This window comes from Streptomyces sp. NPDC093586 (assembly GCF_044764905.1).
Classification (GTDB): Bacteria; Actinomycetota; Actinomycetes; order Streptomycetales; family Streptomycetaceae; genus Streptomyces.
Map to the genome: position 1 here is coordinate 113,837 of NZ_JBIWJA010000001.1, position 20,932 is coordinate 134,768.

At 70.8% G+C, this 20,932-nt stretch carries 14 protein-coding genes and 1 pseudogene; 2 read left to right on the forward strand and 13 right to left on the reverse strand.

Annotated features, from left to right (window positions below; genetic code table 11):
- Positions 1-295 precede the first annotated feature (295 nt).
- The 4 genes from ACIRFH_RS00530 to ACIRFH_RS00545 all read right to left on the reverse strand — a co-directional run bounded on the left by ACIRFH_RS00530 (position 296) and on the right by ACIRFH_RS00545 (position 6,712).
- Positions 296-4,480 (reverse strand): Rne/Rng family ribonuclease, encoded by a 4,185-nt coding sequence (locus ACIRFH_RS00530; RefSeq protein ID WP_403516248.1) that lies wholly within the window; start codon positions 4,478-4,480, stop codon positions 296-298.
- Between the two features lie 274 nt (positions 4,481-4,754).
- Entirely contained in the window at positions 4,755-5,534 is a 780-nt protein-coding gene (locus tag ACIRFH_RS00535) for a TIGR03936 family radical SAM-associated protein (protein WP_403516251.1), read from the reverse strand.
- A gap of 528 nt (positions 5,535-6,062) precedes the next feature.
- Positions 6,063-6,434, reverse strand: a complete 372-nt coding sequence (locus ACIRFH_RS00540; protein ID WP_403516254.1) for a peptidase inhibitor family I36 protein — start codon at positions 6,432-6,434, stop codon at positions 6,063-6,065.
- Between the two features lie 149 nt (positions 6,435-6,583).
- Positions 6,584-6,712 carry a hypothetical protein gene (locus ACIRFH_RS00545; RefSeq protein ID WP_403516653.1) on the reverse strand — a complete coding sequence of 43 codons (129 nt, stop codon included), beginning with the start codon at positions 6,710-6,712 and terminating at the stop codon, positions 6,584-6,586.
- Positions 6,713-6,773: 61 nt separating this feature from the next.
- Here ACIRFH_RS00545 and ACIRFH_RS00550 point away from each other — a divergent pair, with 61 nt between their 5' ends.
- Both ACIRFH_RS00550 and ACIRFH_RS00555 read left to right on the forward strand, forming a co-directional pair.
- Entirely contained in the window at positions 6,774-8,336 is a 1,563-nt protein-coding gene (locus ACIRFH_RS00550) for a recombinase family protein (protein WP_403516643.1), read from the forward strand.
- Between the two features lie 467 nt (positions 8,337-8,803).
- A pseudogene (locus tag ACIRFH_RS00555) lies at positions 8,804-9,504 on the forward strand (hypothetical protein).
- Between the two features lie 245 nt (positions 9,505-9,749).
- On the opposite strand, the gene ACIRFH_RS00560 reads toward ACIRFH_RS00555, so the two are convergent.
- From ACIRFH_RS00560 to ACIRFH_RS00600, 9 genes are all read right to left on the reverse strand, one after another.
- Positions 9,750-11,699 (reverse strand): TIGR03960 family B12-binding radical SAM protein, encoded by a 1,950-nt coding sequence (locus ACIRFH_RS00560; protein WP_403516257.1) that lies wholly within the window; start codon positions 11,697-11,699, stop codon positions 9,750-9,752.
- A 127-nt stretch (positions 11,700-11,826) separates the two neighbouring features.
- Complete coding sequence (gene rodA, locus ACIRFH_RS00565) at positions 11,827-13,026, reverse strand: rod shape-determining protein RodA (protein ID WP_403516260.1); 1,200 nt, start codon at positions 13,024-13,026, stop codon at positions 11,827-11,829.
- The gene (gene mrdA / locus ACIRFH_RS00570; RefSeq protein WP_403516263.1) at positions 13,023-15,272 is read right to left on the reverse strand and encodes a penicillin-binding protein 2; all 2,250 of its coding nucleotides are present in this window, start codon (positions 15,270-15,272) and stop codon (positions 13,023-13,025) included. The genes rodA and mrdA overlap by 4 nt, the downstream gene beginning before the upstream one ends.
- A 105-nt stretch (positions 15,273-15,377) precedes the next feature.
- Positions 15,378-16,049: a rod shape-determining protein MreD gene (gene mreD / locus ACIRFH_RS00575; RefSeq protein ID WP_403516266.1), complete on the reverse strand. Its 672-nt coding sequence runs from the start codon at positions 16,047-16,049 to the stop codon at positions 15,378-15,380.
- A 13-nt stretch (positions 16,050-16,062) separates the two neighbouring features.
- Positions 16,063-17,025, reverse strand: a complete 963-nt coding sequence (gene mreC, locus ACIRFH_RS00580) for a rod shape-determining protein MreC (RefSeq protein ID WP_403516269.1) — start codon at positions 17,023-17,025, stop codon at positions 16,063-16,065.
- Between the two features lie 198 nt (positions 17,026-17,223).
- Positions 17,224-18,243: a rod shape-determining protein gene (locus tag ACIRFH_RS00585; protein WP_028422119.1), complete on the reverse strand. Its 1,020-nt coding sequence runs from the start codon at positions 18,241-18,243 to the stop codon at positions 17,224-17,226.
- A gap of 316 nt (positions 18,244-18,559) precedes the next feature.
- Positions 18,560-18,973, reverse strand: a complete 414-nt coding sequence (gene ndk / locus ACIRFH_RS00590; RefSeq protein ID WP_356558081.1) for a nucleoside-diphosphate kinase — start codon at positions 18,971-18,973, stop codon at positions 18,560-18,562.
- Between the two features lie 94 nt (positions 18,974-19,067).
- Positions 19,068-19,412, reverse strand: a complete 345-nt coding sequence (locus ACIRFH_RS00595) for a DUF4233 domain-containing protein (RefSeq protein WP_403516274.1) — start codon at positions 19,410-19,412, stop codon at positions 19,068-19,070.
- A 5-nt stretch (positions 19,413-19,417) separates the two neighbouring features.
- Positions 19,418-20,932, reverse strand: a complete 1,515-nt coding sequence (locus tag ACIRFH_RS00600) for a bifunctional folylpolyglutamate synthase/dihydrofolate synthase (protein ID WP_403516277.1) — start codon at positions 20,930-20,932, stop codon at positions 19,418-19,420.

The following is a 20,932-nucleotide window of genomic DNA, read 5'->3' on the forward strand; positions in this document are numbered from 1 at the left end:
GCACCCCCGCAGTCCAGCCGCCCGGCGGCAAGCCGCGACGGCCTCTCCCGGACGCGGCCGGTGACGGCCTCACCCGGAAGGAAGAGGTTTACGGGGATGTGACGCGTCAGTCGACACGCCGACGGTCAAGATTACGGGGCCTCGGGACAGGGGTCAAACCGGGCCCCCGGCCACCGGTGCGACACCGCTCGGCCGAAGCCGCCGCGGCGGCCCGGGACCGGCGTGACGGGCCCGGGAACAGGCGTGTGGCCCCGCCCGGGCGGGCGGGGCCACACGTGGTGCGACAGGGACCGGATCAGCCCTCGTCGGTGGCGGCCGAGACCGAGGACGGCGCCGCCTGCTCGGCCGCCGCGGTCTTCTTCGACGCCGCCTTCTTGGCCGTGGCCTTCTTGGCGGTCGTCGTCTTCGTCGCCGCCTTCTTGGCCGTGGCCTTCTTCGCGGTCGTCGTCTTCGTCGCGGCCTTCTTGGTGGCGGTCTTCTTGGTGGCGGCCTTCTTCGCCGTCGCCTTCTTGGCCGTCTTGCGGGCCGCCGCCTTCTTGGCCGGGGCGGCCTCGTCACCGGACGCCTCCGCGGCCGGGGCCTCGGCCTTCTCCGGCTCCGCCGCCGCCTGTGCCGAGGCCGACGGGACGACCACGACGGCCGCCTCCTCGGGCGCGGTCGAGGTGGTGGGCTTGCGCACGGCCCGACGGCGCGGACGGGCCGGGGCGGCGCTCTCGGCGGGCGCCGCGGCCTCCTCTGCCGCCGGTGCCTCGGCCACGGCCGGGGCCTGCGGCTCCGGCTCGGCCTGGGCGGGCTGCGCGGTCTCGGGGACCGTCAGCACGGCCGCCTCGGCACCCGCGGGGGAACCGGCCGGCGCGGACACCTTCCGGGTCGCCCGACGGCGCGTACGGCCCTTGGGCGCGGCCTCCTCCGCGGCCGGAGCCGGGGTCTCGGCGGCGACGGGGGCCGGGGTCTCGGCCGTGTCCGGGGCCGGGGCGCCGGACATCGCGTCCTCGACGGCCGCGGGCTCGGCCAGCACCTCGGCGGCCGACTGCCGCACGACCGGACGCGCGGCCTCTTCCTCGGCCGTGACGTCCTGCGCGGTCGGCGCCTGGGCCTCGTCGCGCGCGACCTCGCCCTTCGCCGCCTTCGGGGCACCCGCCGGGGCGGACGCCCGCCGGCTCGCCCGACGCCGGCCACGACCGCGCGTGGCGGCGGCCTCGGCCTCGGCGGCGCTGCTGTACAGCTCCTCGTCCGGGGTGAACTCGGGCGCCGGCAGGGCGACCGGCTCGGCCACCTCCGCGGCGACCTCGGACTCGGACTCGGCGTCGGCCTCCTGCTCCGCCGTCGGCTCCGTCTCGACACCGGCGACGGCCTCGTGGTCGTGCTCACCGGCACCCGCACGCGCCCGCTTGCGGCGCTTGCCACCGCCGCCGGCGGCGGCCGTCGGCTGGTCGAGGTGGACGATGACGCCACGGCCGTTGCAGTGGACGCAGGTCTCCGAGAACGACTCCAGCAGGCCCTGGCCGACCCGCTTGCGGGTCATCTGGACCAGGCCCAGCGAGGTCACCTCGGCGACCTGGTGCTTCGTGCGGTCCCGGCCCAGGCACTCCAGCAGGCGCCGCAGCACCAGGTCCCGGTTGGACTCCAGCACCATGTCGATGAAGTCGATGACGATGATGCCGCCGAGGTCGCGCAGCCTGAGCTGGCGCACGATCTCCTCGGCCGCCTCCAGGTTGTTCCTGGTGACCGTCTCCTCGAGGTTGCCGCCCTGACCGGTGAACTTGCCGGTGTTGACGTCGACGACGACCATCGCCTCGGTCCGGTCGATCACCAGCGAACCGCCGCTGGGCAGCCAGACCTTGCGGTCCAGCGCCTTGGCGAGCTGCTCGTCGATCCGGTACGTGGCGAAGACGTCGACCTCGGAGGTCCACCTGGACAGCCGGTCGGCGAGATCCGGGGCCACGTGGGAGACGTAGCCGTGGATGGTCTGCCAGGCGTCGTCGCCGCTGACGACGACCTTGGAGAAGTCCTCGTTGAAGATGTCCCGCACGACCCGGACGGTCATGTCCGGCTCGCCGTACAGCAGCGTCGGCGCGTTGCCGTTCTTGGCCTTCTTCTGGATGTCCTCCCACTGCGCCTGGAGCCGCTCGACGTCGCGGCGCAGCTCGTCCTCGCTGGCGCCCTCGGCGGCGGTGCGCACGATGACGCCCGCGTCCTCGGGGACGATCCGCTTGAGGATGGTCTTCAGCCGGGACCGCTCGGTGTCGGGCAGCTTGCGGCTGATGCCGGTCATCGAGCCCTCGGGCACGTAGACCAGGTAGCGGCCGGGCAGGGAGACCTGGCTGGTCAGCCGGGCGCCCTTGTGGCCGATCGGGTCCTTGGTGACCTGCACGAGGACGGACTGCCCGGACTTGAGGGCGGACTCGATGCGGCGCGGGCCGTGGCCCATGCCCAGCGCCTCGAAGTTGACCTCGCCGGCGTACAGGACGGCGTTGCGGCCCTTGCCGATGTCGATGAAGGCGGCCTCCATCGACGGCAGCACGTTCTGCACCTTGCCGAGGTAGACGTTGCCGACGTACGAGGTGGCCTGCTCCTTGTTGACGTAGTGCTCGACGAGCACCCCGTCCTCGAGGACGCCGATCTGCGTGCGCTCGCCGTGCTGGCGGACGACCATGACGCGCTCGACGGCCTCGCGGCGGGCCAGGAACTCGGCCTCGGTGATGATCGGAACGCGTCGGCGGCCCTGCTCGCGACCCTCGCGGCGGCGCTGCTTCTTGGCCTCCAGGCGGGTGGAGCCCTTGATGGACTGCACCTCGTCGGACGGCTCCGCCTTCGGACGGGGCTCGCGGACCTTGACGACGGTGCGCTCCGGGTCGTCGGCGGACGCCTCGACCTCACCGGAGGCGTCCCCGGCCCGGCGGCGACGGCGACGGCGACGGCGGCTGCTGCTGGAGCCGCCGTTCTCGCCGGTGGCCTCCTCGCCCTCCTCGGCGTCCTCCTCCGCCTGCTCGGCGGTGTCCTCGGCGTCCTGAGCGGCCTGCTCGGCGGCGGTGTGCTCGATGTCGTCGTCCGCGGACTCCTCGGCGCCCTCGGCCAGGTCGCCCCGGCGACGGCGACGGCCGCCCCGGCGACGGCGACGGCGCGAGCCGTACTCCTCGGAGCCCTCGGCGTCGTCACCGTGGTCGTCGTCGGCCTCGTCGGCCTCGGCCTCGGCCTCGGCCTCCGGCTCGGTCTCGGCTGCGGCCCGGGCGGGCGTGCGGTCCTCGGTGGTCTCCTCCGGACCCGCGCCGCGACGCCGGCGGCGGCGCCGCGGACCGGCGGTCTCCTCCGGGAACTCCTCGACCGTCTCGGTCGCCTCGGTCTGCCGGGTCACCTGCTCCGGCTCGGTCTCGGCGGCCTCGGCGGCGGCCTCCGCCGCGGCCCGCTCGGGCGTCTGGAACTTGGGCTCCGCGAACACGGGAGCCTGGAACACGGCCACGGCGGGTCGCGCCGGGCGCTTCGGGGCGTCGGCCTCGTCGGCGGTCCGCGCGGGCTCGGCGAACCCACCGGCGGCCTTGCGGGTGGACCGGCGACGCGCACGGCGCGGGGCGGCCTCCTCGACGGGCGCGTCGGGCTCGGCGCTGCGGACGGCCTCGGGGGCCGGGGCGGCCTGCGCGGACTCGCCCGAGTCCTCGGTCACGGTCTCGGCGGACCCGGCGGCTGCGGGCTCACCGGCCGGGGCCGATACACGCCGCGTGGCACGCCGACGCGTACGCCGCGGAGCGCCCTCCTCGGCACTTTCGGCGGTCTCCTCGACGGGCGCGGGCGCCGGGGCCGCCTCGGGAGCGGGAGCGGCCTCACCCGGGCCGGCCTCGGTCACGGTCTCGGCGGACTCGGCGGCTGCGGGCTCACCGGCCGGAGCGGACACGCGCCGCGTGGCACGCCGACGCGTACGCCGCGGAGCGGCCTCCTCGGCACTCTCGGCGGCCTCCTCGACGGGCGCGGGCGCCGGGGCCGCCTCGGGGGCCTCGGTGTCCTGTGCGACGGCGGCGGGCGAGGTCACCGTGCGCGTGGCACGCCGACGGGTACGGCGGGGAGCGGCGTCCTCGGTGGTCTCACCGCTCGCGGCCGGCTCGGGCTCGGCCGGCGTCTCGGCGGCGGGCGTCGCGGGGACGACGGTCTCGGCCGTCTCGGCCGACGTCGGGGACCCGGCGGGCGCGGAGGCGCGGCGCACCGCACGGCGCCGCGGACGGCCCGCGGACACCGGCTCCGCGACCGTTTCAGGCGTCTTCGGTGTCTCGGTCACCTCGGCGGTGGCCTCTTCCGGCTCCTCGGCCGCGGCGGACGCCTCGGCCGGCGCGACGGTCTCCGCCTGCGCGCCGGAGGGCGGTCCCGCCGGGCGGGACGCGGCCCTGCGCCGACGGCGCGGCGGCAGGGTGTCACTGGGGGTGTTCGGTTCGGAGTCCGTCGAGGAGGTCGCGGATGTCGCGGACTCTGCGGATTCGGTCGGTTCGAGCATGCGGGGGTTTCTCCCGTCAGGCTCCCGGACGCCGCGCCCGGTCCGGCATCGACCATGTCGACCGCCGGTGACGTCCGCGGCTCGCGCGATGCGCGGTCGCCGCCGTCCGGGGCGCGGGCGCCGCTCGGGAGCTCTCCGTGTCTTGTCTCGCCGGTTCCGTACCCCTTGTCGTGCACGGCCTGGCGAAAGTCTTGTGGTCGGTGCGCTGCCCGACCCAGGTGGCTCCCGAGTTCGAGGGCGGCGCTACGACGCTCGTCCCTGCGCGGAACTTCCCTTACGCCGGCGCCTTCGCGGCGGCAGCAGCGTCGGCCGGTTGCGGCTCGGGCGTTGCTGCCTCGCGGTCGGGCGCGAGCGGGTCGGTCACCGCGCCGGTCTCTTCATCGAACAGCCCCTGCGCCAGCCTGGTCACCGCTGCGGGGACCGGCGGCGCCAGGTCGGCCACGGCGCGAAGACCGGACAGGACGTCGTCGGGTCGTACGGCAGGCGTCACGTGCCGAACAACCAGCCGCAGTATCGCACAGGGCCGGTCGGTCGGCCTATCAGCCGGCGCATCATCGGTGGTGGTCGCGTTCTCGAGGCTCACGACGGCGGAGCGGGCGTCGAAGGTACGGACGCCGTTCTTGGTGCGGCGCTGGACCTCCACGGCCGGGGCCGAGTTGAAGGCCGCCACGGCGCGCTCGGCGTCCGCGGCCTCCACCCCGTCCAGCCGCAGCTCCCACACGGAAGCCGTCAGCCGGTCGGCGAGCCCGGAGGTCCGGGCCTCGACCGCGTCGACGATGTCGAGCCCGGCGGGCAGCGACTCGTCGAGGAGCAGCCTCAACTGCTCCGGGTCGCGCGCCTCGGTGAGCGCGATCTCCAGGTACTCCGCCTCACTGCCCGTGCCGGTGGGTGCGGCATTGGCGTACGACACCTTCGGGTGCGGGGTGAACCCCGCCGAGTACGCCATGGGCACCTCGGCGCGGCGCAGCGCACGCTCGAAGGCGCGCTGGAAGTCACGGTGGCTGGTGAACCGGAGGCGGCCGCGCTTGGTGTAGCGCAGTCGGATGCGCTGCACCGCGGGTACGGGCGGCGGGCCTTCGGGCTGTCGCTTGCCCAGGGGAACTTCTCCTTGTGTACGGCGGGCGGACCGTGGCGCCACCCCGCATCGGCGGGGACGCTTCGCACTCGGTCCTCTTTTCTAGAGTACGCGCTGGCGCCACCACAGGTTCCCGCCGGTCCACGGCCCGCGCTCCCCCCAGCTCCCCGAACAGCGCGCACCGCACCTCCGCCCGGGCCTGGCGCACGGACTGCCGCACCGAGACGAGTGCCTCCCGGCCCCGCCCGCACCGCCCGCGAGGCCCGGGCGACGGGCCGCCGGACCAGGTCCCGTACGGCATGCCCCACCGGTGCCTGGACGGTCCTCTGCACCCTGCAGCGTCCGCCCGCCGGGCCGGCTCCTGCTCATCCGCGCAGGCAGGCGGTTTCCCGGGATCCACACCCGGACAGACGCCAACGGGGCCGGCCTGGATCCAGGCCGGCCCCGGACCACCTGATCCGACGCGCGTCACCTACCGGTGCCCCGCCGTCTGTGGCCGTATCCGCCTCAGCAGCGGGCGGCGCTCGCCGGCAGGGCGGAGCGGTAGGCACCACCGAGCCTCTTGAACCCCTCGTTGGGCTGGACGATCACCTTGGTGCCCTTGTACTCGTCCTGGCTCCACACACACCAGTACTCGTTGGTGCGGTTCCAGGCAGAGCGGACGGCAGGGATGTTCTGCCGCTTCACATCATCCGTTCCCTTCGTGTAGCTGCCTCGGCGACCGCTGCCGTCGGAGTACTCGTACAGGCAGAAGTGGTCGACCGCGCAGGCGGCCGCGGCCCTCGACGGAGCCGAGGAGGAGGCCGCCGTGCCGGCGGGCAGGAGGGCGGCGGCGGAAGCCGCGGCCGCCACAGCCGCGACGGACAGGAACTTACGCATGACATTCCTTTCGGAGCACGATCTCGGACCCGAAAAGGATCACCAACTACACACACTGCCGCCAATTCCCCGAAAGTGTGACCTTCCGGGCACCCGGGGTCCGGTGACTCCCCCACTCAGCGCGTCGACGCGTGTCCGTCCCGACTGTTTCAGCTGGTCGGCGCGGTCTGCTTGACCGTGAGCGGCAGCAGCTTCTTGCCGGTCGGCCCGAACTGAATCTCCGCGTCCATGGCAGGACATATGGAAAAACGCCTAAAACTGTCAGTGAACTGCGTCACGCTGCCTGACATGAGGAAACGAGGACAGCGCCGACTCGCAGCAGATCGAGCGGCCTACAGAGTGGAAGCCGAGTGGACCGAAGCCGACCTTGCCCTGTTGGAGGAGCTCAAACGGGCTGAAGCCCTACTCCCCCAGGACGCACCCCGGGCGCTCTTATCCATCCGCTTGTCTGTACTGACGGACAACACGACATCGCCGGTACGGCAGGAGCTCGATCTCCGCATCCTGGCCAGGGAGCGAGGGAGCCGAGTCGTCGGCGTCGCTTCCGACCTGAACGTGTCGGCGACGAAGGTTCCGCCGTGGAAGCGGAAGGAGCTCGGGGAGTGGCTGAACAACCGCTCCCCCGAGTTCGACGAGCTCCTGTTCTGGAAGCTCGACCGCTTCGTACGTCGTCTCTCCGATCTCTCGACGATGATCGAGTGGAGCCTGAAGCGCGGGAAGAACCTGGTCTCGAAGAACGACAGCCTTGACCTCACGACGACCGCCGGAAAGATCATGGTCACGATCATCGGCGGCATCGCCGAGATCGAGGCGGCCAACACCTCGGCCCGCGTCGCAAGTCTGTGGGACTACGCGAAGTCGCAGGAAGGCTGGATCATCGGGAAGCCGGCGTACGGATACGTCACGGACGAGGACGACACGGGGAAGGTCGTTCTCGCCATCGACCCCGAGGCGGCCAAGGCGCTGCACTGGGCCCGACGCATGGCGCTCCGGGGACACTCCGCCGGTTTCATGGTGCGCTGCTTGAAGCGGTCCGGTCTGATGACCCAAGGGCTCACCGTGGCAACGCTCCACCGCCGCCTGCGCAACCCTGCGCTCCTCGGCTACCGGGTAGAAGAGGACAAGAACGGCGGGCAGCGACGATCGAAGCCGCTCCTCGGCAAGGACGGCAGGCCGATCAAAGTCGCCCCTCCCCTCTTTACTGAGGAGGAGTTCGAGACCCTCGGCGCCGCTCTCGACAAACGCAAGAAGAACCAGCCGCCGCGCCGTGTCGGCGGTGCGACGCAGTTCCTCGGAGTCCTGCTGTGCGCCGACTGCAAGACGAACATGACCGTGCAGATCACGAACAACACGCACGGGACGTACCAGTACCTGCGGTGCCGCAACTGCAAGAGCGGCGGACTGGGAGCGCCCAACCCCGAGCGGGTCTACGAGCGCCTGGTGCAGGACGTACTCAAGGTCCTCGGAGACTTCCCCGTGCAGGTCCGCCAGTACGCAGAGGGCGCCGAGGCCCGCAAGGAGATCAAGCGCCTTCAAGAGACCATCGCGCTGTACATGAAGGATCTCGAACCCGGGGGCCGGTACACGAAGACGCGGTTCACGAAGGAGCAGGCGGAAGCAACGTTGGACAAGCTCATCAGTGAGCTCGAAGCGATCGACCCCGAGACGGCGAAGGATCGATGGGTCAACGTCCACGGCGGCAAGACGTTCCGTGAGCACTGGCAGGAAGGCGGCATGGAGGCCATGTCCGCAGACCTGTACCGGGTCGGGATCCGCTGCGAGGTGACCCGCACGAAGGTACCGAAGGTCCGAGCCCCGAAGGTGCACCTCCGCCTACTGATCCCGAAGGACGTACGCGAGCGACTCGTGATCCGAGAGGACGACTTCGCGCAAGCCTTCTGATCCCAGCCCGCACAGGAACGAAGCCGCCTTCCCGGCATCTGAGGAAGGCGGCTTCGTCGGTTACTCGAACCATGTAGCAGGGTCAAACGGTTCTTCCGCACCGTCCTCACCCACGATCACCATCTCGCTTTCGATCAGAGACGTTGCTTTGTCCGACAGACGTCGCGTCCGGGGAGCGTCTCGGGTCGCCTGCCGTGCCTTCACGGGCCCAAGCGAGCCGAGCACTGCGGCGACCTCATTCTCTGTGGCGTCCGCCATAGCCTCAGCGATGCGCCGCAGTGGTTCAGTCATCCTCCGCTCCCTGTTTCAGCTGGTCGTCGGGGCGACGTTCTTGACCGTCAGCGGCAGCAGTTTCTTGCCCGTCGGGCCCGTTTGTGGCTATATGTCGAACTGGGGCACACTCGCCCACACACGTCGCGTACGCCGTGACCGAGGCGTTGTCAGCGGCGTGCGCTTCGATGTGCTGCATGACCGTTCACGACGTGGCCCGCACCCTGCCCGGCATCCCGGCTCTGCACGATCTCTGCCGCTCCCTCGCGATGGCGGAGGCCATCGTGAACCCCGACGGCGACGAGCGCTACTACACCTTCAACCGCTCCTGGTGGCAGACAGAAGAGTTGGCCTCGATGCGGAACGGCTCCGGGGACGAGTTCGACATCGTCTTCTCGGCCGCCGGCGCGTACGTGCGCGGCTTCGCTCATGAATCGCCACTCAGTCCGTATCACCAGCAAGACGACTTCGGACCCTGGCCGGGGGTGGTGGAGGCCGTACCCGCCAGCTTCCAGCGCTACGTGCACGAGCCTGTCTTCACCGACGAGGACGGCACCCCCGTCGTGACGGTGTGCCTGTGGCGCCGCGCGGTGGCTGACCGCTGGGAGACCGGAGACATCGACTTCCCCGAAGAACACCCGATCCGGACGGCTCGAACGGGCTGTTCGGTCTCCTGACGGAACCAGGCCCCGAAGCCTTCAAGGCGTTCGCCGAGGACTACTACGAGACCGCGGTCGACCTTGAGGCCCTGCGGCACATCTACGACCTGCGCCCTCTCGACCAAGCCGTGATCACCAAGCTCAACCCCCTCGCGCCCGTCACAGATGTCGTGAAAGACGCCCTGGCCATCGGCTACCCCATCTTCCCCGCCCTGCTTGCCGGGCCCCGGACCGACTGATCCTGCCGTCAGGCCGCCGCAGGCCACCCTCCGGCCTCACCCCCACTCCACGTCCGACGAGACGTCCGAAGGGGCACCAGGCGGCGGCAGCGGCGTTCTCAAAGCCTTCTTCGCCAACTGCTGCCGATCCCTCTGCAAGCCGAGCGAGCTCAGCACCGTCACGGCGTCCGACTCTGTGACTTCGGCCACAGCGTCAGCGATGCGGTGAAGTGGCTCGCTCATCCCAGGCCCCACGTTTCCGCTGGTCAGCCGGACTTCTTGACCGTCAACGGCAGGAGCTTCTTGCCAGTCGGGCCGATCTGGATCCCCAGGTCCAGCGCAGGGCACACCCCGCAGTCGAAGCACGGGGTCCAGCGGCAGTCCTCGACCTCGGTCTCGTCGAGGGCGTCCTGCCAGTCCTCCCAGAGCCAGTCCTTGTCGAGGCCGGAGTCCAGGTGGTCCCAGGGCAGGACCTCCTCGTAGGAGCGCTCGCGGGTGGTGTACCAGTCGACGTCCACGCCGAAGGGCGCGAGGGCCTTGTCGGCGCAGCTCATCCAGCGGTCGTACGAGAAGTGCTCGCGCCAGCCGTCGAAGCGCCCGCCGTCGTCGTACACGGCGCGGATCACGGCGCCGACGCGGCGGTCGCCGCGGGAGAGCAGGCCCTCCACGATGCCGGGCTTGCCGTCGTGGTAGCGGAAGCCGATGGAGCGGCCGTACTTCTTGTCGCCGCGGATCTTGTCGCGCAGCTTGGCCAGGCGCTCGTCCGTCTCCTCGGCCGACAGCTGCGGCGCCCACTGGAAGGGGGTGTGGGGCTTGGGGACGAAGCCGCCGATCGAGACGGTGCAGCGGATGTCGCCCGAGCCGGAGACCTCGCGGCCCTTCTGGATGACGTTCATCGCCATGTCGGCGATCTGCAGGACGTCCTCGTCGGTCTCGGTCGGCAGGCCGCACATGAAGTACAGCTTCACCTGGCGCCAGCCGTTGCCGTAGGCGGTGGCGACGGTGCGGATCAGGTCCTCCTCCGAGACCATCTTGTTGATGACCTTGCGCATGCGCTCGGAGCCGCCCTCGGGGGCGAAGGTGAGGCCGGACCGGCGGCCGTTCCTCGTGAGTTCGTTGGCCAGGTCGACGTTGAAGGCGTCCACCCGGGTCGACGGGAGGGACAGGCCGATCTTGTCGTCCTCGTAGCGGTCGGCGAGGCCCTTGGCGATGTCGCCGATCTCCGAGTGGTCGGCGGAGGACAGGGAGAGCAGGCCGACCTCCTCGAAGCCGGTCGCCTTCAGGCCCTTGTCGACCATCTCGCCGATGCCGGTGATGGAGCGCTCGCGCACCGGGCGGGTGATCATGCCGGCCTGGCAGAAGCGGCAGCCGCGGGTGCAGCCGCGGAAGATCTCCACGGACATGCGCTCGTGGACGGTCTCGGCGAGCGGGACGAGGGGCTGCTTGGGGTAGGGCCACTCGTCGAGGTCCATCACCGTGTGCTTGGAGACGCGCCACGGCACGCCCGAGCGGTTCGGTACGACGCGGGCGATGCGGCCGTCGGGGAGGTACTCGACGTCGTAGAAGCCGGGGACGTACACCCCGCCGGTCTTCGCCAGGCGCAGCAGGAGTTCCTCGCGGCCGCCGGGGCGGCCCTCGGCCTTCCAGGCGCGGACGATCGCGGTGATCTCCAGGACGGCCTGCTCGCCGTCGCCGATGACGGCGCAGTCGATGAAGTCGGCGATCGGCTCGGGGTTGAACGCGGCGTGGCCGCCGGCGAGGACGATCGGGTCGTCGAGGCCGCGGTCCTTGGCCTCCAGCGGGATGCCGGCCAGGTCGAGGGCGGCCAGCATGTTGGTGTAGCCGAGCTCGGTGGAGAAGGAGAGCCCGAACACGTCGAAGGCCTTGACCGGGCGGTGGCTGTCGACGGTGAACTGCGGGACGGCGTGCTCCCGCATCAGCTCCTCCAGGTCCGGCCACACGCTGTAGGTGCGCTCGGCGAGGACGCCCTGCTGCTCGTTCAGCACCTCGTAGAGGATCATGACGCCTTGGTTGGGCAGGCCGACCTCGTACGCGTCCGGGTACATCAGGGCCCAGCGGACGTCGCAGCTGTCCCAGGGCTTGACCGTGGAGTTGAGCTCTCCGCCGACGTACTGGATCGGTTTCTGCACGTGCGGGAGCAGAGCTTCGAGCTGCGGAAACACAGACGACACAGACTCGGCGGCTTCGGCAGGCATCTCACGGAACCTTCGTGTGCTGGCTGGGGTGACCATTCAGCGTAACCCGGCCGGCGGGTTCCCCCGCACCGCCGCCGGGTGCCGTGCGGCCCGAACGGCCTCCCGCTCCGCGGGAGGCGCCGGGCGGCTACGCCGACATGGGACGTTGCACGGTGATCGACTGGAGGAGCCCGACCGCTATCCACACGGCGAACATCGACGAGCCGCCGTAGGAGACGAAGGGCAGGGGCAGGCCGGTGACCGGCATGATGCCCAGGGTCATGCCGATGTTCTCGAAGGCCTGGAAGGCGAACCAGGCGACGATGCCGGCGGCGACGACCGTGCCGTACAGGTCGGTGGTGTCCCGGGCGATGCGGCAGGCGCGCCAGAGCACCACGCCGAGGAGGACGACGATGAGGCCGGCGCCGAGGAAGCCCAGCTCCTCGCCGGCGACGGTGAAGACGAAGTCGGTCTGCTGTTCCGGCACGAAGCGGCCCGTGGTCTGGGAGCCGTGGAAGAGGCCGGAGCCGGTGAGGCCGCCGGAGCCGATGGCGATGCGGGCCTGGTTGGTGTTGTAGCCGACGCCGGCGGGGTCGAGCTCGGGGTTGGCGAAGGCGGCGAAGCGGGCGATCTGGTAGTCGTCCAGGATGCCGAGCTGCCACACGGCGAGCGCGCCGAGGGTGCCGGTGCCGAGGAGGCCGAACACCCACCGGTTGGAGGCGCCGGAGGCGAGCAGGACGCCCAGCACGATGATGACCATGACCATGACCGACCCGAGGTCGGGCATGAGCATCACGATCATCATCGGCACGGCGGCCAGGCCGAGGGCCTGGAGCACGGTCCGGTGGTCGGGGTAGGGCCGGTCGCCGGCGTCCACCCGGGTGGCCAGCAGCATGGCCATGCCCAGGATGATCGTGATCTTCACGAACTCGGAGGGCTGGAGGGAGAAGCCGCCGGGGAGCTTGATCCAGGAGTGGGCGCCGTTGATGGTCGAGCCGAGCGGCGTGAGCACCAGGAGGATCAGGAAGACGGAGGCGCCGTACAGGAGCGGCACGGCGGTGCGCAGGGTGCGGTGGCCGAGCCAGATGGTGGCGACCATCAGGGCGAGCCCGATGCCGGTGTTGAGCAGGTGCCGGGTCAGGAAGTAGTACGGGTCGCCCTGGTTGAGCTCGGTGCGGTTGCGGGTGGCGGAGTAGACGAGCAGGGAGCCCATCAGGGACAGCGCGAGGCCGGCCAGCAGTATCGGCCAGTCGAGCCGCCGGGCGAGGGAGTCGCGGGCGAACAGGCGGGTCCAGCCGGCCCGCTCGGGTCCGTATCCGGAGACCTGGAAGCTGTTGGCTCCGGTCATGGGCGCGTCCTCCGCTTCCGCCTGCGGGTCTGCCGGTTCCCGGTGTCGGGCGGGTTCACGGTCGCCTCCTGGTCCTGGTCCTGCTGTCCGGCGGGGGCGTCGCCGCCCTCGTCCGCGGCCTTCTGCTGGGCCTGGAGGTCCTTCACCGGGTCCTTGGAGATCTTCGGGGAGGCGATGGTGCCGTCCGCCTTGATCTTCGGCAGGCCCTTGGCCGGCTGGGGCAGCAGCGCCTTCTTCGGGTCGATCTTCCCGTCGTCCGAGACGCCGTACAGGGCGTCGTAGATGTTGCGGACGGCGGGGCCCGAGGCGCCGGAGCCGGTGCCGCCCTGGGAGATCGTCATGACGATCGAGTAGTCCTTGGTGTACGTGGCGAACCACGAGGTGGTCTGCTTGCCGTAGACCTCGGCGGTACCGGTCTTGGCGTGCATCGGGATCTTGTCCTGCGGCCAGCCGCCGAACCGCCAGGCGGCGGTGCCGCGGGTGGCGACGCCGGCGAGGGCGTCGTCCATCTTGGCCAGCGTGGTCCTGCTTATGGGCAGCTTGCCGTGCGCCTCGGGCTTGATCTCCTCGACCCGCTTGCCGTCGGGGCTGACGACCGCCTTGCCGATGGTCGGGTTCCACAGGGTGCCGCCGTTGGAGATGGCCGCGTAGATGGTGGCCATCTGGATGGGGGTGACGAGGGTGTCGCCCTGGCCGATGGAGTAGTTGATGGAGTCACCGGCGCGCATCTTGTTGCCCTCGAGGCAGTTCTCGTACGCGATCTTCTCGACGTAGGAGCCGTCCTTCTTCCCCGTCTTGCACCAGGCGTCCTTGTTGGCCTTCCAGTAGTCCTGCTTCCACTGGCGGTCGGGGACGCGGCCGGAGACCTCGTTCGGCAGGTCGATGCCGGTCTCCTTGCCGAGGCCGAACTGGTGGGCGGCCTTGTAGAAGTAGTCCTTGGGGTTCTTCGGGTTCATCCCGCCGTCCTTCTTCCACTGCTCGTGCGCGAGCCGGTAGTAGACGGTGTCGCAGGAGAGCTCGAGGGCGCGACCGATGCTGATCGAGCCGTTGTCGGCGGACTCGAAGTTCTTGAAGACCTGTCCGCCCACGGAGTAGGAGCTGGAGCAGGCGTAGCTGCCGTCGAAGTCGTAGCCGGCCTCCACCGCGGCGGCCGAGGAGACCACCTTGAAGATGGAGCCGGGGGCGGCCTGCCCCTGGATGGCCCGGTTCAGCAGCGGGTAGTTGGAGTCCTTGCCGGTGAGCTTCTTGTAGTCCTTGGCGGAGATGCCGCCGACCCAGGCGTTCGGGTCGTACGTCGGGTTGGAGGCCATGGCGACGACGCGGCCGGTCTTGGCCTCCATCACCACGACGGCGCCGGCGTCGGCCTCGTAGGGGCGGCCGGTGTTGCGGTCCATCTCCTTGCGCGCGGCCTTCATGGCCTCGTTCAGCTCGTACTCGGCGACGCGCTGGACGCGGGAGTCGATGCTGGTGACGAGGTTGGAGCCGGGCACGCCCGGGTCGGACTCGGCCTCGCCGATGACGCGGCCGAGGTTGTCGACCTCGTAGCGGGTCACCCCGGCCTTGCCGCGCAGCGCGTTGTCGTACTGGCGCTCCAGTCCGGAGCGGCCGACCTGGTCCGAGCGCAGGAAGGGCGAGTCGGTGTTCTGGGCCTTCTGGATCTCCTCGTCGGTGACCGGGGAGAGGTAGCCGAGGACCTGGGCGGTGTTGGACTTGCCGGGGGCCGCGTAGCGGCGTACGGCCATGGGCTCGGCGGTGATGCCGGGGAAGTCCTCGGCGCGCTCGCGGATCTGCAGGGCCTGCTTGGGGGTGGCCTCGTCGGTGACGGGGATCGGCTGGTAGGGCGAACCGTTCCAGCAGGGCTGCGGCGTCTTGGCGTCGCACAGCCGGACCTTCTCCATGACCTCCTGGGGCGGCATGCCCAGGACCCCGGCGAGCTTGGTGAGGACGGCCTTGCCGTCGTCCTTCATCTTCAGCAGCTCGGTGCGGGAGGCGGAGACGACGAGCCGGGTCTGGTTGTCGGCGAGCGCCACGCCGCGCGCGTCCAGGATCGAGCCGCGGGTGGCGGGCTGGACGACCTGCTGGACGTGGTTGCCGGAGGCTTCCTTGGCGTACTCGTCGCCCTGGCGGATCTGGAGGTACCAGAGCCGGCCGCCGAGGGTGCCGAGGAGGGAGAGGACGAGGATCTGGATGACGACGAGGCGGGTCTGGACGCGTGTGTTCCGGCCCGTCTCCGGAATGTTGGTCATGGGCGCGGCCCATTCCGTCGAGGGTTGGTGGTGGGCGACGGGTGGGGGTTGGTCACTGCCTCCCCCTCGCGAAGTGCGTGCTGTCCGTGGTGTGCTGCCGCGTCGTCACAGGCGCTTGACCCCCTTGATGCGTCCGGCGCGGGCCACCCGGGCCCGGGCCGCCTTCACGCGCAGTCCGCCGCGCTGCTGCCCGATGCGCAGTCCGGTGCCCGAGGAGAGCCAGCCGGAGGAGATGTCGGTGGCCTGGGCGGTGGAGCCGGCCTCGGCCAGCGGGTCGTTCTCGGCGCGGCGGGCGAGCGCCATGATGCCGGGGACCACGAAGGGGGCGAGCAGCAGGTCGTACAGCGCGGCCGTGAACAGCAGGCCGGGCAGGCCCACGTGGCGGGCGGCGGTGTCGCCGACGAGGGCGCCGACGCCGGCGTAGAGCAGGGTGGTGCCGACGGCGGCGGCGACGACCACGGCCATCGGACCGGTGGCCGACCGGAGCCGGCCGTTGTCCGGTTTGGCGAGGCCGGCGAGGTATCCGACGACGCAGAGCACCAGGGCGTAGCGGCCGGCGGCGTGGTCGGCGGGCGGGGCGATGTCGGCGAGGAGTCCGGCGCCGAAGCCGACGAGGGCGCCGCCGACGTGGCCGTAGACCAGGGCCAGGCCGAGGACGGTGAGGAGCAGGAGGTCGGGGACGGCGCCGGGCAGGTGGAGGCGGGCGAGGACGCTGACCTGGATCACCAGGGCGACGACGACGAGGGGGACGGACAGCAGGATCCGGTTGACGCGCATGGGACGAAAGCTCCTACTGCTCGGTCTGTTCGGACTGCTCGGTCTGCGCCTGGCCGTCGGGTGCCTCGGCGGACGGGGTCACGGTCACCGTCACGGTAGGCGTGGGTTTCGGCTGCGGCTTGTCCGGGAGCACCGTGTCGCGCGGATCCTTCGCCGGGGCCTGGACGACGACGCCGACGATGTCGAGCTTGGTGAAGGAGGCGAACGGCGTCACGTAGAGGGTGCGGGTCAGGTCGCCGCCGGAGGGGTCGACGCGGGTGACGGTGCCGACCGGGACGCCGGGCACGAAGGGCTTGTCGGCCTGGGAGCCGAAGGTGACGAGCCGGTCGCCCTTCTTCACGTCCGCCTTGCCGTTGAGGAGTTCGACGCGCAGCGGGCGGTCGCCCTGCCCGGAGGCGAAGCCGAGTTCGTCACCGGCCTCCATGCGGGTGCCGACGGTGAAGTCGGGGTCGTTGGCGAGCAGCACGGTGGCCGTGTGGGGGCCGACGGTGGTGACGCGTCCGACCAGGCCGTCGCTGTTGAGGACGGTCATGTCCCGTTCGATGCCGTCGTCGGCCCCGGCGTCGATGGTGATGGTCCAGGAGAAGCCCTGGGCCGCTCCTATGGCGATGACCTGGGCGCCCTTGATGCCGTACTGGCCGGCGCCGGCCAGGCCGAGCATCTTGTCGAGCTGCTTGAGGCGGCTGCGGCCGCGTTCGTCGCTGCCGAGCTTCGCCTTGAGTGCCGCGTTCTGAGTCTCCAGTTCGGCGAGCCGGTCGTGCCGGTCGCCCGATTCGCGGATCGCGGAGACCGCGTTGCCGACCGGGTCGACCGCGGACGACACCCCGTTCTCGATCGGACCGAAGACCGTGGCCGCGGCCTGCCGGGCACCGTCGACCGGTGAGTCCTTCCCGCCGCGGATGTCCACCGTGATCAGCGCGAACGCGACGGCGATCAGCAGCACCAGGAGCAGCCGGCTCTCTTTCGTGTCCCTCACGTGCGGCGGCCGTGCCTTCCTCGTCGGAATTCGGGAATTACATGGCGATGTTCAGGAATTCAGGGGATTCACGGCGGACGCCCGTCCCGTCCGGTGCGGGCATCGTGGGCGTCTCGTGTCCCTCTGCCTTGTGTCTCTATATCAACGATCCGCCGCACGAGAGGAGATCGTCTCGTACGGCGGAACCGAAGGGTGTCGTCATCTGCGGGGCTGGGCGTCCAGCACCTGCTGGAGCGCCTCGAACTCCTCGACGCACTTTCCGGAGCCGAGCGCCACGCTGTCCAGCGGGTCCTCGGCGATGTGGATCGGCATGCCGGTCTCCCGGCGCAGCCGCTCGTCGAGGCCGCGCAGCAGCGCGCCGCCGCCGGTCAGCACGATGCCCCGGTCCATGATGTCGCCGGACAGCTCCGGCGGGCACTTGTCGAGGGTGGTCTTGACGGCGTCGACGATCGCGTTGACGGGCTCCTCGATCGCCTTGCGCACTTCGGCGGCCGAGATGACGACGGTCTTGGGCAGTCCGGACACGAGGTCCCGGCCGCGGATTTCGGTGTGCTCGTCGGTGTCGAGGTCGTACGCCGATCCGATCGTGATCTTGATCTGTTCGGCCGTGCGCTCACCCAGCAGAAGGCTGTACTCCTTCTTGACGTGCTGGATGATCGCGTTGTCCAGCTCGTCGCCCGCGACTCGGATGGACTGGGCGGTGACGATGCCGCCGAGCGAGATGACCGCGACCTCCGTGGTGCCGCCGCCGATGTCGACCACCATGTTGCCCGTGGCCTCGTGGACCGGCAGGCCGGAGCCGATGGCCGCGGCCATGGGCTCCTCGATGATGTGCACCTGCCGGGCGCCGGCCTGGGACGACGCCTCGATGACGGCGCGGCGCTCGACGCCGGTGATGCCCGAGGGCACACAGACGACGACCCGCGGACGAGCCAGATAACGCCGCTTGTGGATCTTCAGGATGAAGTAGCGGAGCATCCGCTCGGTGATCTCGAAGTCGGCGATCACGCCGTCCTTCAGCGGACGTACGGCAACGATGTTGCCGGGCGTGCGCCCGATCATCTTCTTCGCTTCGGCGCCGACCGCGAGGATGCCACCGGTGTTGGTGTTGATCGCGACGACGGACGGCTCGTTGAGTACGATCCCGCGACCCCTGACGTACACCAGCGTGTTGGCGGTCCCGAGGTCGACAGCCATGTCACGGCCGATGAACGACATTGAGTTCCCCATCAGGATTCGACTGGCCTTCCCGGGAGCTTTTGAGGGCTTTTCAGGTCGGCGAGGTGGGTGCAGTGACGCGTGGAGGCTTCCATCGTAGACGCGCTTTCGCGAACACTGCGCGAGGGTCTTCGCCATTGTCAGCAGATGGCGCATCGCCTCGCTTGTGGAGACGGGCCAACGGTGGCATCCGTTCCCCCGAACAGGCGCGCATATGCCACAGGGCGGTCGCTTCCGCGCGACCGCCCCGGCCGGCCCGCGGCCATTCGGCTGACGTCCTGCCAGAAAAAAGCTGTCCGCGGGTACCGGAAAGGCGTCAGACCCGGCCCGGGAAGAAGATCTTCAGCTCGCGCTCGGCCGACTCCTCGGAGTCGGAGGCGTGGATCAGGTTCTCCCGGACGATGACACCGAAGTCCCCGCGGATGGAGCCGGGGGCCGCGGCGATCGGGTCGGTCGGGCCGGCCAGGGCGCGCACGCCCTCGATGACCCGCTCGCCCTCGACGACCATGGCCACGACCGGACCGGAGGACATGAACGCGACCAGCGGCTCGTAGAAGGGCTTGCCCTTGTGCTCGCCGTAGTGCTGCTCCAGCGTCTCGGTGTCCAGGGTGCGCAGCTCCAGCGCGGTGATCTGCCAGCCGGCCTTGCGTTCGATACGGCTGATGATCTCGCCGGTCAGGCCACGACGGACGGCGTCGGGCTTGAGGAGGACGAGGGTGCGCTGGGTCACGAGGTCTCCTAGGAAGGTACGAATGTGCGGTTGTACGAGGTGATGACTGAGGTTACCGGGCGTGTCGCGGCGGCCGTCACGCAGCGTCAGGTGCTCAGGCCTCGGCCTGGGCCTGGGCCGCGAATCTCGCCTTCGCCTCGTCGATCTTCCGCCCGTAGTGCACCGACGCCCACCACAGGGCCGCGAAGACCGCGCCCATGAAGAACATCGTGGGCACGACGAAGCCGGAGGCGATCAGCGCGATCTGCAGCGCCCAGCCGAAGGCGACACCGCCCGGCCGGGTCACCAGGCCGCACAGCACCACGCACAGGAACATCGCGACACCGCTGACCGTCCACACGGTGCCCATGGACAGGTCGTCGTCCTTCATGGCGACCAGTCCGGCGAAGCCGATCAGGAAGAACTCGCCGATCAGGGTCGAAGCACAGAGCGTACGCACGTTCCTCAACCCTTCCCCAGCAGCAGCCGGGCCTCGCCGACGGTGATGACGGAACCGGTGACGAGCACGCCGCCGCCCGCGAACTCGCCCTCCTCCTCGGCCAGCGTGATCGCGGCCTCCAGGGCGTCCGGCAGCCGCGGCTCGACCTGGACGCGGTCCTCGCCGAACACCTCGACGGCGATCGCGGCCAGCTCGTCGGCGTCCATCGCTCGGTGGCTGGAGTTCTGGGTGACGACGACCTCGGCGAAGACCGGCTCGAACGCCTCCAGCAGCCCCCGCACGTTCTTGTCGCCGCTCGCGCCGACCACGCCGATGAGCCGGCTGAACTGGAAGGCCTCCCCGACCGCCTCCGCGGTGACCCGGGCGCCCGCCGGATTGTGCGCGGCGTCCAGCACCACGGTGGGCGAGCGCCGCACGACCTCCAGCCGCCCCGGCGAGGCGACGGCGGCGAAGGCCTTGCGCACGGTGTCGATGTCCAGCGGCTCGGGGCGCTGCGCGCCGACGCCGAAGAACGCCTCGACGGCGGCCAGCGCGACCGCCGCGTTGTGCGCCTGGTGGGCGCCGTGCAGCGGCAGGTACACCTCGGGGTACTCGCCGCCGAGCCCGCGCAGGGTCATCAACTGCCCGCCGACGGCGACCTGCCGGGCCACGACCCCGAACTCCAGACCCTCGCGCGCCACCGTGGCGTTCACGTCCACGGCCTTCTTCAGCAGCACCTGCGCCGCGTCCACCGGCTGCTGGGCCAGGACCACGGTGGCGTCCTGCTTGACGATGCCGGCCTTCTCGGTCGCGATCTCGCCGAGCGTCTCGCCCAGCCGGTCGGTGTGGTCCAGGTCGATGGGGGTGACCACGGCGACATCCCCGTCGATGACGTTGGTGGCGTCCCAGGAGCCGCCCATCCCGACCTCGACGACGGCCACGTCGACGGGCGCGTCGGCGAAGGCGGCGTACGCCATGCCGGTCAGCACCTCGAAGAAGGACAGCCGGTACTCCTGCCGCGCGTCCACCATCTCGACGTACGGCTTGATGTCCTGGTACGTCTCGATGAACCGCTCGGCGGAGATCGGCGCCCCGTCCAGGCTGATCCGCTCGGTGATCGACTGCACGTGCGGCGAGGTGTACCGGCCGGTGCGCAGCTCGAAGGCGCCGAGCAGGGCCTCGATCATGCGGGCGGTGGAGGTCTTGCCGTTGGTCCCGGTGATGTGGATGGACGGGTACGAGCGCTGCGGCTCCCCCAGCACGTCCATCAGCGCGGCGATCCGGGCGACGGACGGCTCCAGCTTGGTCTCGCCCCAGCGGGTGGCGAGCTCCGCCTCGACCTCGCGCAGCGCCTTGTCGACCTCGGGGTCCTCGGGGCGCGCGGGCACGTCGGCCTCCGGGGGGCCGCCCTGGGTTCGCAGGGTGCGGCTGCCGGCCTCGATGACGGCGAGATCGGGGTCGCGGGTGGTCTCCGCGTCGATGATCTCGTCGAAGGAGTCGAGGGGGTCGGGCTGGTCGTTCTCGCCGGGGATGTCGCTCAC

What these genes read in the sequence shown, in the direction of transcription:
- rodA (WP_403516260.1), bottom strand. Translation starts at nt 13,026, where the DNA reads ATGACCGGAGCCAACAGCTTCCAGGTCTCCGGATACGGACCCGAGCGG.
- mreD (WP_403516266.1), bottom strand. Translation starts at nt 16,049, where the DNA reads ATGCGCGTCAACCGGATCCTGCTGTCCGTCCCCCTCGTCGTCGTCGCC.
- ACIRFH_RS00585 (WP_028422119.1), bottom strand. Translation starts at nt 18,243, where the DNA reads ATGTCGTTCATCGGCCGTGACATGGCTGTCGACCTCGGGACCGCCAAC.
- mrdA (WP_403516263.1), bottom strand. Translation starts at nt 15,272, where the DNA reads ATGACCAACATTCCGGAGACGGGCCGGAACACACGCGTCCAGACCCGC.
- ACIRFH_RS00540 (WP_403516254.1), bottom strand. Translation starts at nt 6,434, where the DNA reads ATGCGTAAGTTCCTGTCCGTCGCGGCTGTGGCGGCCGCGGCTTCCGCC.
- ACIRFH_RS00530 (WP_403516248.1), bottom strand. Translation starts at nt 4,480, where the DNA reads ATGCTCGAACCGACCGAATCCGCAGAGTCCGCGACATCCGCGACCTCC.
- ACIRFH_RS00560 (WP_403516257.1), bottom strand. Translation starts at nt 11,699, where the DNA reads ATGCCTGCCGAAGCCGCCGAGTCTGTGTCGTCTGTGTTTCCGCAGCTC.